Genomic DNA, 15,324 nt, shown 5'->3' with positions numbered 1-15,324 from the left:
GCAACAATCACTGAGCAGCGTATCGTTGGCCCGGATGGCCGGCTGCAAACGTGGTTCCTTTCACATAGCATGAGCGGCGAACCATCGCTTCGCTCTCGACCCTGAAGACACGGATTGATCATGAAACTCATGGAATGGGCAGACCTCAAGGTCCTCTACAAACGCAGTCGCAAACAACCTAACAAACTATTGTTCAAGCGCGAAAATGCTCGCAAGTTATGGCCGATGTGGATGGCTGTGGTGTCAACGATACCGCTCACTGTGTTCGCGATTTTTGGCATCAAAAATCCGACGCTGATTCCCTACGCGTACATAGCCCTCTTTCCATGGACACTCGCGCTCTACCTCACCCGCCTCAAAGCGCTTAGCATCGTTTATCCGCGGCAGTTCGCCGAACATGCTATCGACCGTCATTCCTCTCTGGGACAAGAAAACACCCTTTGCTATGCCTTTTTTCTGGAGGCGGTGCGCGATGCGGGCTACACCGCCGCGAAGCTCCGGGAGTTTTCGGCCTATGCAGATCTGACCGGAAAACCAGCGAAACCAGCGCTGTCGCAGAATCTGGGCTTTGCCTCTGTCATCGCCTTTATGATCGCCCTTTGCACTGAGGTTATCAAAGCCACAACATTTTTTACGTGGGGTAAGGGCTCAGTAGTCGTGATGCTGGGTATCACGGCGCTGTTCATTTTCTGGTTGGTTTTGGACGGCATTCACAGTGCGGCCTATGAGAGGGGTTGGGTAAAACGCTATCTGGACATGGCTGCTTATGACTTGGAGGAGCCCCTTCAGGGCGCCCCGCAGGACAGTGCCGAGGTACCCGCGCTGGATCCCCCGTCCGCCGTGGCCACACCTTCACCCGCGTAGGCCAGTAACGGAAGTTTTGCAGCCGTTTCCTGTATCTATCCCAAGGGAGAATACACAACGGCAAAAACAGCCTCGGAAGCGATCCGCCCCCACGAGATATGCCGGGTAGACGACATTCTTTATCTGGCTTCCCAATCCCCCAACCAGGGCCTTTAATCGAATGACGGCAGTCCTGTCTGCTCAATGATTCTTGCCAGCACAGCCTGTTCGTCATACGAAGTTGGGGTGGTGCAATGTTGAGCCTTGCCGCGCAAGTCCACTTCCCAACTCCGGTACCAGTCATCCCAAGGCCCCACATACACAGCTGGACGGCCGGGGAACTGATCCGCAGTCAGGTCGACAACCAGCGAGTCCACGACTAGCCAGATGTGAGGTGTGCCATCCCGAAGCGCGCTCACGCTTTCTGCTTCAGACCCACTCGGCTTGCTGTTCAGGTAGTGCCCTAACAGTTCGGAAGTAACGCCACAGCAAGCACGGGGGAAGTTAGACATGTGCTGTGGCAGTAATCCCAAATCCCTTTGTGCTTCGAGCGATGCGCGGAAAGCATGAGCAATCTTCAGTAACTCAATCATTCACTAGAGCCTCAAGAATGTGGTCAAGACGGTTCCACTCGCTGTACAGTTCATCCTCGTAAGAAGAGTCGCATAGCTCACGGGATGCAATCAGGTCGGCCACACACACGAGACCGGCTTGCAGTTCCACGAGCGGTATCACGCTCTCTTCTTTTTGGTGCGCGATTGTGGGGGAACCTTTTTTCCCCTTGCGCGATGTGCTGTAACGCGCCCAAGTATCGGTCGGCTCGAGAGCATCAAGCTTTCTAATTAGCGCATCAAGCTCTGGCGGCGGTGGTGGCAGATCGAGATCCTTTACCCTACTTTGGACTCGGCTCAGGAGGGTGGGAAGGTCATGCCCGAACAGCTCCGCACTGCGCTGTTCTATGTCTGTTTTGTAGGCCAGGTCCTTCAGTTGATTCCTGAAGTCCTGAATGTCAAGGATCCACCCCAAAACAGACTTCAGTAAAAGCTCTGCTGCGTGTCGTTGCAAATAGAAGGCCGGCAGGCCAATGTCATCAAGGCAGCCTGCAGATTGCCCTTGATCAATCAGCATTTGTGCCGCTTGAAGATACGACTCGAAGTAGTTCGGGCTACGCCAGAATCCTCCCACCCTTGCCAACCCAGAGGCGAGATCAGCTTCGATCTGTTCGGCACTCTTGCCCCCTACCATCACTCTGCTGCCCGCATCGGCGTAGAAGGGGCGCTCAAATTCCACCATGAAAGCCTCCAAATCTTCTCGTACCACCGGCAATGCGCCAGAGGCCGCATCTAGATGACAGCATTAATCACGAGCTGGAGGGCAGATGCAACGGTGAATCAGACTGGTGTGAATCGCCCCGGATTTCCTAGACACCTGCAAGCTCACTGTGTAATGCCTTTCAAACTCCATCGGTGGCGACCTGCAGCACAAGCCCCAGAACTACCCTCATGAACGGTGGCAATCGGCCAATAACAACCCGTCAGCCCCAGTCGCCACCAGACGAATACTGACGTTCGGACCTGCCTAGAAAATCCGGGGAGACTCAAACTTAGGTCGCGGGTCTTGGGAACAGTGGAGTCCAGACGCCCACCTTCGCTCGGTAGAGTATTGGCAGAGAATTGTTCGGGCACGTCTCGGGAAGCACCAAAAGCAAACCCTGATTCTTGAACCCGAGCGGATGTTTGTAAAGTTTGGTACCCAGTTGCAGGCAAAGAGTTTTCGCTTTGTGCATCTGTTCTTCTGTCTCCCAAAAGCCATGGCCTTCGGCAGGAAACGCATAGGAAGAAGGGGATAGAATTTCACATAGATAAAGGTCGTGCCTTACACCGTACTTGTCCAGCGTAGTTCTGACCTTCTTCTCCCCCTCCTCTGTGCCAATCAACGAAATAATCAAGACAGGAATATCTAGCTCGACCAGCTGAGACGCGAGATTATCGAGCAGGCCAGCCAAGCCTTCCGATAGGGTATCACCACTGCCAATGACATCATCCACGATGATTATCGCCTTGGGAGGGTCCTCTTCCTTCGCCGCAGCAAGCCTCTTGCCAATGAGAGCGGGCTCTATGATCCTTTGAGCGGACAGCGAATTTGTCTTAGCATAAGTTCGAGCGTACTGAAGGCCGCTCTTGCCTACTCCATCGACGAAGGTGATGAATACATCACTTCGTCGGTCTGTACGGCGGGTTATCGTCGTTACGCCAATTACTGGCCTCACTATTCGGGCGTGTGCGGTTTTCAAATACTCCTCAATTTCTACAGGATTAATGAACCTGATATTTTCAAGTATTGAAAAGAGCAGACGCTGGTTAAGTATGTCCGTCTCCTGGTCAAGCCAAGCTCTGATCTGTTCGCCATCAACCTTCTGCGCACGATAAATCGGCCATTGGGCCACTAGCGTTTGGATGTCTTTGGCAGTGACATGCGCCTTGTCCTCCGCCGCCTTGATGCTCTCCTCAAACTCATCACCAAGGGTGCTCGTAACGAGCTTGTTGAGGCCATACTCTGTCAGCCAGTTCTCAAACAGAGGAACAGTAAAATAAAGATCGCCGTTTCGCTCATACAAGATTTCACGTCTCTGAAAATCTGCGATGAGCGGTGTGATCTCATGTTCAAGCAAATGTGCGCTCACCGCCCTGGCCTTGACGTCTTCTTCTCTTCGTTTATGTTCGCGCAGGGATCGCCCTATGCCTACCAGAAGTCTCAATCGCTTCAGTTCGGCCACTTCGGCGTGCTCTCGTTCGAAACTGATCCCGTCCTTCCATAAGTGCGCAAATGCGTTCGTATCCAGTTCAGCCAGAAGCATTGGTAGGCCACTCATAACATCGGATGCGATGATCTCGGTGTCGCGCTCCGCGATGGCAATGCTGACAATTTTCGAGCACAACAGCTTTGTGTAATACGGATGCCCGTGGGTCAAGGTGAAAATCTGGTTGATCGCTTCATCGTCCCAGTTCAGCTGACCCTCGACAGGCTTCGTAATGAGTTCAAGATATTCGGCCCATTCTGTGCTTCTGGAGAAATAATCCAGCGTTTCGCGAGAGAACTTATTGAGCTGGTCACCCTGCGCACCGATGATAAACGGCATCTTCTCACCGCCCACCAATATGAACGCGAGATTTTTCCTGGCGGCCAGAGTCCTCAGGTTGGCGAAAAATGTCTCTGCGATCGGCCCTGATCGATACATCTCGGGATGTATCTCATCGAACTCATCAAGAATGATGACAAACTTCTTGTTGGGGTGCCTCACCTCAAGCTTCTTGGCTGTGAGGTTCAGGTCAGCAATGGACTCTCTGAAGTCGGCAGGAGCAACATCGCTGGCTGGCATATATTCAAGTAAAAAGTTGTAGATATTTTCACCGAGCGATTTCAGCGTACCCTGAGGAGAGGTCGAGCAATACTCACCATACTCGAGGTACAAGCTATGAAAATCCAGACGGTCACGCTCAAGGTAATTAACGACAGCTTTCGCAAGCGAGGTTTTCCCGATTCTCTTCTGCCCGGTCACGTACGTTGAAGTCATCGGGTGTTTCAAGAGTTTGTTGGCAATAGCTTTGACCTTTGCGCTTCGCCCCACGAACATATCACCTTCGGCCACCTCAAGGCTGTAGGGCTCTAGGGACTCCAATGAGAGCCAGTCTACCGCCTCATTCTGGCCCTCTATCACTAAGTCAAATATCTCGCTGCGTTGCGTACCGAACAGTTCGCGCCAACTAATATCGACCGTCATTTCAACCTTCGTGGAAGCTTCAATTACATAAGCTCGCAAACAGACAGCAAATTTTCCTGGCGGCACATCACCACAGCGTAATCGGTCGTTCTCGAGAATCACACTAGATCCGCTGCCACAGTCGATCTCTACGATCACCTCTACTGCAGTACTGGGGCCTTTGTTGACCAGTGGAAGGATAATATTTATGAAACGATCAACTTGGTGCAGCGGGTAGCGTTTTTCAGCCGCCCTTGGTGGTTTCCGTATTGGTTCTATGACGGATGCGAGGCGCTCGGATGCCGTTGTCTTGACAAGTTCCACGGCCTTTTTCACAGCCTCCAAAAATGGAAGTGCAAATTTTTCAGTGAAAAAAGATTGTGAAGTGATGGTTAGGGTGTACCCCTCATCGAGAGTACGCTCCAACTCATCCAGATTGAGTTTGTAGTCAGACCCACTGCTGTTCACCACGGCGTCCAGACTTTCCACCAAGGCCTCAAGCTTCGTTTTGATAGGGACGTAGTTGAAGGGTTGGAGATAGCCTTGAAAGGTGTTGTGCCGCAAACACTTGAGAATTGAGGATTTCTGGGTAGCTATCTCGTTTAAAGATCCGGAGACCTGGCTCAAGGCCGAATAGTGGGCGCAGATTGTCCCGTGAAGCGTTTTAATTATGTTGATCTTTTCGAAATTTTGCTGCTTGTCTACTCGGCAATGCTTCATCAGCTCAGGGGTATGGGACTCGATGATCGCAAGGATCTTTCGAATGATGAGATTGTGCTCGTCGTCTATCGGTAACAATCCATCAATTGCCATGCAGCGGATTAGAAGGATAGCGACTATCCGGTGGTTAGAGGTGCCGGATTCGACTTTCCCCAGCACTCGTTCTAGATTTGACCCAGAGTGTACCCCTGAGAGGTGGCAAACCTCAGCTATGGCGTTGACGAGTGCATCCCGGGCATCCGTGTAAACCGCAGCCGAATGTAGCCCTTCCCCAACCTTGCGGATCTCCTCTTCGAGTAGGAAGATCCTCACGTTACCAGTTCCTTGTACGGGGGCCGTTTGTGCCGGGGGCGGGGCTTTGACATCCATCTTTATTTCCCTATGCATGGACTGTGTATGCGAACTTCTGATGCGCAACATAGCCGAACGCCAGCATTCGGTCTAGCACCCCTATTCCGTGTTAGCAACCGGGCACCGCTGTCACTACTGAAGGAGGCGGACAGGACCCGGAAACACCAGCCTCGTGATACTCGTGCATAAGATGTGGCGTCCGAAGGTGAACCACCTGGGGTGTACCAGATGCTGAATTACATTGTGCTTGGCAGATGGGTTGCCACTCCAATGCAGCTACAAAAAGCCCTCCAAACTTGCACTTACCTCCCGGAAACCTTGACGACTATGTCAGCGGCAATGGGCTTGGACGATCAACGGCGATGCAATTACGCCGAGTCACACTACACACGACCCACTCACACCAGAAACACGCCGGGGACCCTGGCAATTTGATCGAGGGACGGGTGCGAAGACTCGCGTGATCGTGTTAGCGGCAGCGTCTAAAAGTTAGTTGACAGGTTGACAAAAAAATCCTGAATTTTGAGCTGTCGGTGACGTGCAACGCATAGCCGATTTTCTGTACAGCCCCCGCAAACGCTAAGCGCGGTGTGCGTAGAGGCTTCGTCAGTTGCCCCCCCGAACAGAGGCTCGAAATCCTTGTCAACCTTGTCAAGTAAGTTGACAAGGTTGACAGCTGCCGGGGGCAAAACCGCAGGACTGCTAGTTACCAGTGGGGAAACTGAATAAGCAGTCTGGCAGGCACTCAGAGTGAGTGCGGTTATCCGACCACCATTGGTGGTTGGAGATGGCGCAAACCCGAGCAGGATCAACAGACCATCTACTGTTTCAAACCGAGGATGGTTCGCACTCACTTCCGCGTTTCAAGCGCGACTTCGGCAGCAGCTCGACTTGCCGCGTTTTAAACGGAGGCAGTGTCGCTCACCAGGTCAAACTTGAGCCGACATGAGCGGCACGTCAGGAAGAACCTTTTTCCTCAGTCGTGCCCTCAGTTGTGCTCAGCCTTAGGCATGGGCACGACTGGCGAAGTGATGTCACGGGTTTGACCTTGGGGTAACTCCGGAAAATTTTCCGGACTTTCTGACGTGAGGCGAAGCTATCGAGCTGGAGCTTGATGGTCGTCACGGCGGCGACCGCAAGAGTCAGTCGACCGAAGATCAAGAGGGAAGATTTTCCACCTTGATCGAGCAGCTCAGGAAAATTTTCCTAAGCTGGGGTCGGAAACAAATCCGAGGTCTGATCACCCAACCGACACACGCCCCGGGCCCTGCCTATGCCCTCATTGCCTGATCGTGGATTCCACCTGAATTTAACGGGTCCTCCCGAGGGGGTGGGGCTTGGGGGTAATTCGGGCCCCGCGTCTTGTGTATGTACCACCCATTTTCGACGGTTGGTTGTTGTTTGGTCGACAGGCACGAGCCCTTGATTCTAAAGGCTGCCCGGCCTGGCTTATCACAACCAACCAGGTCATACCATGGGAGGCATGGCCCAAGTTGGTATATCGCAACTGCAGTCAGCAGCTCTGTGTAATTGCACTGACTTATCTGCCGTTTACATCCGACTTCCCAAATGAAGGTAATTGCGAAAGTACCTCCAACAGCGCGGATATCACGATGCAAGTCACGCCTTCGCCGCCCTTACGTTAAGAGCGGTGGCGATATCTTGCATGAGCAAGGCGTCGTGGAGACTCTTCAGTGCGTTGGCACCAGGCATCAGCCGGCCGTGTGCCCATGCCGCAATGCTTTCCGCCAAGGCAACATGCCCAGCCGCAACCTCCTCGCTTAGTTGGCGCGGTAGCAATTGAACAGACTTTCCCTCCGTGAGCGTCTCGAACTCCAAGAGGGCCCCGGCGAGCCTTCGCTCATCGTCCTTCTGAACCGTTTGTTCCACGACGGGACGCCCCTCCGTGCCAAGGCCGAAGCGTCGTAGTCCGTCGAGTTCGATGATGAGGTCGAGGGCTACTTGCGCCGTTCGGGTCAGGGTGTCGTCCAGCCGGAGTATATGAAGTGCGTCTAGCCAATCATCGACTGCGTATGCCAACGGAAACAGAGTGGACACCCCTCCGACGGTCAGCAGCGAAATCGCAAGTCCTCCGATGCGTGGCACGATCCAGATGCGACGCCCCTCACCTATGGTGGCACGGATGAGCGACTCCTGCTTCAGATGCCAGGTCAACCAACCAGAGGGTGACTCCAGATCTACGATTGCTAGTAGTTCTGAGGTTGACCAAGGCAAGGGGTTGTCCCAATCCGGGCGAGCATGAAGTTCCAGTTCGATAGCGTTTTTCTTCAGTTCGGCTTTGATCTGTTGCAAGTACTTGGTCGTTCGTATCTGCAACTGCTGCTCGACGGCCATCCTGACACGACGCAATGCGCTCCCAAGTTCAGCTCTGCGGACTTCGGAGACCCACAGTTGTGTCGGCCGTGCCCCTTGGGTGCCTGCTTCTGCCGCCATCAGGCGAAGTGAGGCGATCAAGCCTTCAAGCCGTCCCAATAATTTCTCTGGAGGAGCGCCTATGAGAGTCCAAGGTTCGCCTCGTGCTTCCTGCACGTTTTTGAGCAGGTCGCCTACCCACATGACGAATGCACCGTACCCTTCCGGCAGATGAGCGAATCGTCGTATCAAGTCGGCGGAACAGTAGAACAATAGGTTTTGTAACGGTGTGCTATACACCTCCGGTGCGCCGCCAGTCGGCGGCCCATCTCGGGGCGGTGTAAGCGTGCGCGAAGCTTCATGCACGTTGCCGAACCGCTCCAGAATCTTAGGCGGCGGCAACTTGCCCCGCAGCACGCCGTCTACGATGCGCTCTAGCACTGGGATGAGCTGCTCCAACAACGCATGGGCACGTTGTAAGTAATCCGTGTAGCTTTCTGTTCCGACCAATCTCGCCGCCGCTGCGGTCCAGCGTCGGTTCCACTCGGGCAGAGCCGAGGGCGGTAGATTTTCGCGCGGTATGCGCTTGGTAGCGAACGGAAATCCCAACAGGCCAGATGGAAGATTATCGGCTGCAACTGCGTCAACGGCAGCAACAACTGCTGTGGGATCAAGTCCGAGCAGACGATTGCAAAGCTGCACTACCTCATCATGCACGTCCGTCTGAGCCGAGTGCGCGACGTGAAAGATGGAACCACGTAGAAGGCGACCTTCGAGCGCCACTTCGACTTCCACCGGGCTGGCCCATGGCGTTTCAAGCGGGACGCGGGCCAGCAATCGTTTGCAAACGTTGACGTTCGCCCAAGTCGTCGCAATTTGCAGATCAATGAGTCGGGCTGCGCCTAACAGATCAGCAGCTCCAGTGAGGTCGAGCGTCTCGAACGCGGGCCTAAGGGTGCTGAGCACCAACCGGACGCTCTCGGGAACCTCCACTCCCACCAGTGCGCCCAGAAGCGCTCGAAGATGGATCGTATCGGCGGCGGCGAACAATGCGCTGATGGCGTCTGGAGATATTGCGGAAAGAAGACTTAGCCGCGGATCGGACCCTGACCGGGTCCGTAAAACACGTACAGCACCCAGTAGACGCTCGGGGATCGGCAGAGATGAAAGGTCCGAGCCTGACACGGCGAACATTACAGCCAAGCTGATCTGCGTCGGCTCCAATCCGAGCGCCAATGCTTCGGGCACCCAGCGCCTTAGTGTGGTCTCAACGTGGGCCTGGCCTAGGCCAGACAGAGCCGCTGCCATGGATACCGGGTCATTGTCACGCTCCAGTCGTACCGTAAGCGCTTTCACGAGGGTGGCTGTTGCATCTGGAAGATGAACAATCACATAGGTAGCCAAGGCGCCTAGGCTTGCGCCGTGAGCAGTGTGGACCGTTTTTTCAACAGTGTGCGATAGCGTCGGCGGCGGGTGAGCATGGCAGAGGTCGAAGAGAGTCGTCGACCGGAGCTGGTGAAGGCCACCCAATCGCCCATCTGCCATCTCAGTTACGAGATGCTCGTCAATGAGTCGACGCTGCGCCCGGCTGAGGTCGCCTTGTGCAATGCCAAGCACAGCGGGCAACCGCCCACTATCGATCGTGGCGCCGGCGGCACCAGCAAGGGCCGTGACTCGAAGAATAGCCAGCTCCACGTCCCGAAACTCCCGGAGTCGCCGGTCAACCTGTTCGCCGAGGACAATCTCAAGGCGGTCACCGCGGGTCAGAATATGCGTGTACTCAAGCAGAAGTCCGTCGCTCCGGCTCCACGGTTCGCGCCAGCCCGCCCAGCAGGTCTGACCTTGATCCGAAAGTCGACGCCAGATCCGTTCCGCTACAGCCTCCTCGACAAAGGGTCGGATCTCGCGTGCACGAGACCGCGAAGTCAGTGTGAATACATCTTCCTCTCTGATTGAGCCTAACAGCAGAATACCGCTTCCAGCGCCGGCCTCCCGGATCAATGCATCCCAAAGATCAGCGCCCCCCCGACCGACATCGTCTAGAACGAAGCCGACCGGCGCAGCAGGTGAAGCCCTTAGTGCACGAGCGAGACGGCCGAGGAGGTAGGCATCAGCAGCATCGCCCCGCTTAACTTCGAACCATCGGGTTGTATGTCGAACTGCCCGGGCTGCTTCCCACATCAAGGCGGATTTTCCGGTACCTGATTGGCCAACGATCAAGGCTGCCCCACTGGCTTCCAGCGCAGCAAGCACGGTACGGCGAGCCTCCGGCCTTTCGGCGACAAGGCCTGCGGCGAGGTGGCCGGGGCGCGTATCGACTCCTTGATAGAAACTGGGATCGTCTACAGGTGTGAGAAAATCGACGGCATCACAATATCCATAGCGGAGGGCTTCCTCCATTCCCGTCAGATCCAATATAGGCTCCATCCGGCGGAAACTCGTCTCTACGTCTGATACGGCCAGCCCCTCAAAACGACTGTCCTTCACCAACCCATTGGCATCTGCCAAGGCACCGATCTGGTTTAGCAGCTCACCGTAGTGGACCTGCGCAGCTAGAGGTGTACAGGGCATGGCATGACTGATGGCCGCCACTGCAACTTCAAATGGTGCCGGTGCGATCCAGATAAGAGTGCGTGGTGCGAACGCCGCCCAGTTTGGATCGCTGCTCAGTATTTTGGCCAAACCTGAGTGATCTGACAGTACATGGTCGACTGTCGGCCCCTCTGCCACATGACGCTCCAAGATCAGGATAAGTTCGTCCGGCGTGGACAAGGCCGCTGCAGATCGGGCCCAGAGAGCCCGCACGAAAGCCGCCACCTCACCTACGGAAAACGGACCTAAGTGGTCGCGGCGCGACTTCACCTGTGCAAAGGCAGAGTTCGTCGTACTGCGTAGTTCGTAGTCATCCCGTCCTTCGGGTACCACTTCGCCGTACGGGAGCTCATCGGCCCAGCACCGAACCACTAGCCAAACGCCGGCTGCATCTTGGTAGCGAAAACCGCGACCCGCATGCGATCCCGCGCGCGACGCGCCCTGTTCCGAGACTCTCATTCGAACTCGCCTATATTCTGTAACGCGGCACCGAGCACTTGTTTGGTGGATGAGTGTCTATCCGTGTCACTTCGCCATAAGAGCAGGGTTTGAAGACAGTTCCGAGCTTCCTGCAGAATCGACATGAGACTCCCTTTTCCATTGATATCTTTTCCAGCAACTAACGATGCTAGCACCACTTTGAAAAAGAAATGATCAGCCTTGCGCAGACTCAATTATTGGCGGCAAAAAATTCCTCACGCTAATGAGCTCTTTTTGATCGGTTCCTTCGGGCAACCTTTTTGGCAGATTGCTGCGTATTGGTTAAATTGGATGCAAACGGTAGTCAGCGGCAACGTGCTTGGACGGTCGATCATGTGCGCTGCAATTACACAGCGCCACACCACAAAACGGCCTACCTTCTCCAGAAATATGCCGGGGACCCTGGCAATTTGGTTGGTAGACGGGTGCGAAGACTCGCCCAAGAGCATTAGCGGCCCCCTCGCCAGCTTAGCTAACTGGTTAACTCGGTTGGTTAACTTGGCTGTAAGCCTTACGGGCCGTGGCCTGTAGCCCAGTTAACTAAGCATTTGAGCAGGTTAACTCGGCTGACCGCCAATTCGCCTGAAAGCCAAGCGGGCCGGGGCTTCCAGGTTAACTGGTTAACTGGTTAACTGGTTAACTGGTTAACTGGTTAACTGGTTAACTGGTTAACTCGCTGGTTAACTCGCTGGTTAACCGAACTGAAAGCCTTACGGGCCGAGGCATGTAGCCCGGTTAACTAAGCATTTGACCTAGTTAACCTGGTTAACTCTCGCGCTAGGAACGTGAAAGTTGTCTATCGCCAGGCTGGCCGCGCACCTGACAGCAGGTTGGAGCAGGTGCGGTTTAATTGTGACCATGGCCCACATTCAAACCGTCCAGCCCAAAGTGAGGCTCTGTCACTTCGCCTTAACCAACTACAAGGGGTACGTCCACTAGGGGTGTCATCCCTCAAAACGACACCCCCGCCACTACGTCTGTCGGGGATTGGCAGAGCCCTAAAACAGCATCGCTTCGACAAATGCGGAGACCGACTGTGCGGCATTCTGGTCTCACTGATCAACTGACGTCTCTGTCGATCTGCCCTGCGATCTGGCTGCTCCTGTTCCCCCAAAAAAACACTGGGGTACAAGTTCCCCCACCAAAGCCCCCGGAAACATTGGCTGTTCCCACTGTTCCCCCGTTCCCCCGTTTTTTGAAATCAGTCACACATTGGATGACGGGGAATCTCGATAGGGAGAGCACTGGTACGCTGGGAGATCTAAACGGGTCCTCCTGAGGGGGGTGGGGCTTGGGGGCAATTCGGGCCCCGCGTCTTGTGTATGTACCACCCATTTTCAGTAGTTGGTTGTTGTTTGGTCGACAGGCGCGAGCCCATGATTCTATTGGATGCACAGCCTTGGTTATCACAACCAGCCAACCTGGCCATGTCTGCAATGGGATGGCCAAGGTTGGTGTATCCCGGATTGCCAATAGCACCACTGTGAGATTGCACTGACTTAACCATCACTCGCATCCAATTTGACCAGCCACCATGGTGGCGACCGGCTGCACACAACCCAATGTAGCCGGTGGAGACAAACAGAAAAATGGCTCAAGGTTGACCTTCTTAGGCTACGCTGGCCAATGTGTAGGGGAAAAGATTGAGGGCGAGTATTTGATTTAAATTTTATAACGATCAAATTGATCACTCATCATTACATAAAATGATTTCAAGGACGTATCATGAAAAAACTGAAGGTAAGTCTTAATAACTGCTATGGCATTTCATCACTAGATCACAACTTCGATTTTGACCCAACCAAAATCAAGTCTAAAGCATATGCAATCTATGCGCCCAACGGTTCAATGAAGACTTCCTTTTCAAAGACTTTTGAAGATATTGCCGGAGGCAAAAAACCAATAGAAGAGAGATACGGCCGCCCATCACTGCACGTGATTGAGTCTGACAATGAAGCGATCCAACAAGATACTATCTATGTCCTCAAGTCTGAAATAGATATCAGAGAGGACAGCTCCGCCATAACAGACATCCTTATAAACCCTGAGAGCAAGTCCAGATATGACGAACTTCTCGTAGGCCTTGACAAACTAAAGGGCAATCTTACCAAATCCCTTCAAAAACTATCAAAAGTAAAACAAACTGACATCGAGCAAACAATATTAAAAGACTTTAATGAAAAAAACCTATCATCCTGCATCAAGCAAATAAATGAATCTCCAACTGAGGATGACTTGAGCTCATATGAATACGCTACAATTTTCGATCAGAAAGTGGTTGATATTTTAAAAAGTCAAGATTTTATTTCTAAAGCCAATGAGTTCAGCGAGCGCTATCAGGAACTCTTCGATCAGTCCGGGACAATATACCAAAAAGGTATCTTCAACCCAGTTAAAGCAGAAGTATCCTTCAGCACTTTAAACAAACAAGGTTTTTTTGCTGGCGGCCATCGCATCCACTTGAGAGGCGATGACGTTTCAATAGACAAAGCCGAACTTGATCAAAAAGTGCAAGCAATTCACGCAAGTATTGACGGAGACGAAACACTTAAAGCACTTCAGGCAAGCCTCGCAAAAAACGCGCAAACACAGGCATTGATTGAACTCATCGAAAAGCAATCTCCCTCTCAGACCGAACTACTTCTCAACAAACTAAGACCAGAAAACCAAGATCAGTTACGTAAGGACCTTTGGATCAACTACATCCAGAACAACACAGACGCAGTTGCTTATTATGACTCGTATGCTGCGAACAAAGCTGAAATTGAAAGCATTGAAGCGATTGCAGCACAGGATGCTCCTAAATGGACGCTTGCTGTAGATCTTTTCAACGACCGCTTTGTGGATATGCCTTTTACACTTTCGGTAGCTAACCAAGCAAAGGCTGCTTTAGGTAAAGAGAAAGCCCGATTAAAATTCACATTCAAAGAGGGAGACGACAAAGTAGAGTGGTCACGCCAAGAAGTAAAAACTCTGAGCCAAGGTGAAAGACGCGCACTTTACCTACTTAACTTCATCTTCGATGTAGAGGCTCGAAAAGCTGCCAAGCAAGATACACTTTTCATTATTGACGACATTGCCGACTCCTTCGACTACAAGAATAAACATGCAATCATTCAGTACTTAGAGGATCTGAGCAAGGTTCAGAGCTTTTACCAGATAATCCTAACTCATAACTTCGACTTTTTCCGGACGCTTGCTACCAACTTCGTCCACCGTGAAAGATGCCTTATGGCCAACCGCAACAATTCTTCCATCAGCCTCACCAAAGCCGAAGGAGTAAATAATTACTTTATTGGAAAGTGGAAGGGAAAAGTAGCAACTGATAGATTTATTCTTTGCGCCACCATCCCGTTCACCCGAAATCTGATTGAGTATACGAAAGATGATACAGATGATGACTACCTAACACTCACAAGCCTGCTTCACTGGAAAAGTGACACAGACCAAATCACCATAGGCAATTATCTAGAAATCTACAATAGACTTTTTGGCACCCATCACGACACTTCCGACTCATCACCTGTAAAAGATTTACTCTTCACGAATGCTGATGAAATCTGCAAGTTAGATGAGCACGACGGATTAAATCTAGAGAATAAAGTTTTACTATCCATAGCCATTCGCATACAAGCGGAGATTTTCTTAATCACCGAGCTTCGAAAAATAAAAAATGACGCAAACTACTGGAGCAAATCAAACAGTCAGTTTGGTGCACTCATGAAAGAATATTCTGATCTTTGCGCGGCAAGCCCAGCTGTACGGACACTGGAAAAAGTTAGCGTTACTGTTAGCTCAAACATCCACCTCAACTCATTCATGTACGAACCAATACTGGATCTGACAATTGAGCACCTCATCGCACTTTATAACGAAGTCTATGCCTTAAACCAAGAGGCTACCGGACTCGTGACGGAGTAATTTACTATTGCAGGATTAGAGGCGCTCGCCACAGAGGCAGGTCTTTTAGAAACACTAGCACCTTATAGTGACCTGCCCTCTCCAAAAAAGCAGGGGACCCTGGTGGACTTCCTCGGAGACAGGTGCATCGACTCGCCCAAGAGCATTAGCGGCCCCCTGTAGTGGTCAACTAATCCCGGACACGACGTTAAGTTTTTCTTCGGCCCGAGCTGGCGCCAGCCCACCGTTGAATTGATGGGGTCGAATCCAGTTGTACCGATGCATCAAGAATTGGCTGATATCAC

General features: G+C 52.6%; 6 protein-coding genes. 2 read left to right on the top strand and 4 right to left on the bottom strand.

What is annotated here, in order from left to right:
• The first annotated feature begins 120 nt into the window (after positions 1 to 120).
• Complete coding sequence (locus CKW29_RS21300) at positions 121 to 864, top strand: hypothetical protein (protein ID WP_256584930.1); 744 nt, start codon at positions 121 to 123, stop codon at positions 862 to 864.
• Positions 865 to 1,016: 152 nt separating this feature from the next.
• Here CKW29_RS21300 and CKW29_RS21295 read toward each other — a convergent pair whose 3' ends face one another.
• The 4 genes from CKW29_RS21295 to CKW29_RS21280 form a co-directional block, all read right to left on the bottom strand.
• Positions 1,017 to 1,436, bottom strand: a complete 420-nt coding sequence (locus CKW29_RS21295) for a hypothetical protein (protein WP_095149055.1) — start codon at positions 1,434 to 1,436, stop codon at positions 1,017 to 1,019.
• On the bottom strand, positions 1,429 to 2,136 hold the full coding sequence (locus tag CKW29_RS21290) for a hypothetical protein (RefSeq protein ID WP_095149054.1): 708 nt from the start codon (positions 2,134 to 2,136) through the stop codon (positions 1,429 to 1,431). Before CKW29_RS21290 ends, CKW29_RS21295 begins: the two co-directional genes overlap by 8 nt.
• A gap of 310 nt (positions 2,137 to 2,446) precedes the next feature.
• Entirely contained in the window at positions 2,447 to 5,692 is a 3,246-nt protein-coding gene (locus tag CKW29_RS21285; protein ID WP_095149087.1) for an ATP-binding protein, read from the bottom strand.
• A gap of 1,602 nt (positions 5,693 to 7,294) precedes the next feature.
• A complete protein-coding gene (locus CKW29_RS21280; protein WP_143496895.1) occupies positions 7,295 to 10,819 on the bottom strand; it encodes a hypothetical protein in 3,525 nt (1,174 codons plus the stop codon).
• Positions 10,820 to 12,844: 2,025 nt separating this feature from the next.
• Here CKW29_RS21280 and CKW29_RS21275 point away from each other — a divergent pair.
• Entirely contained in the window at positions 12,845 to 15,040 is a 2,196-nt protein-coding gene (locus CKW29_RS21275) for a hypothetical protein (protein WP_095149052.1), read from the top strand.
• Positions 15,041 to 15,324: the final 284 nt, after the last annotated feature.

Origin of the sequence: Pseudomonas sp. Irchel s3a18, assembly GCF_900187535.1 — a bacterium.
GTDB lineage: Bacteria > Pseudomonadota > Gammaproteobacteria > Pseudomonadales > Pseudomonadaceae > Aquipseudomonas.
The sequence above is the reverse complement of the archived record's forward strand: the minus strand, read 5'-3'. Positions and strand labels throughout refer to the sequence as shown.

Excerpts from the sequence above, each read along its gene's own strand:
- CKW29_RS21295 (WP_095149055.1), bottom strand. The coding sequence starts at position 1,436 with ATGATTGAGTTACTGAAGATTGCTCATGCTTTCCGCGCATCGCTCGAA.
- CKW29_RS21300 (WP_256584930.1), top strand. The coding sequence starts at position 121 with ATGAAACTCATGGAATGGGCAGACCTCAAGGTCCTCTACAAACGCAGT.
- CKW29_RS21285 (WP_095149087.1), bottom strand. The coding sequence starts at position 5,692 with ATGGATGTCAAAGCCCCGCCCCCGGCACAAACGGCCCCCGTACAAGGA.
- CKW29_RS21290 (WP_095149054.1), bottom strand. The coding sequence starts at position 2,136 with ATGGTGGAATTTGAGCGCCCCTTCTACGCCGATGCGGGCAGCAGAGTG.
- CKW29_RS21275 (WP_095149052.1), top strand. The coding sequence starts at position 12,845 with ATGAAAAAACTGAAGGTAAGTCTTAATAACTGCTATGGCATTTCATCA.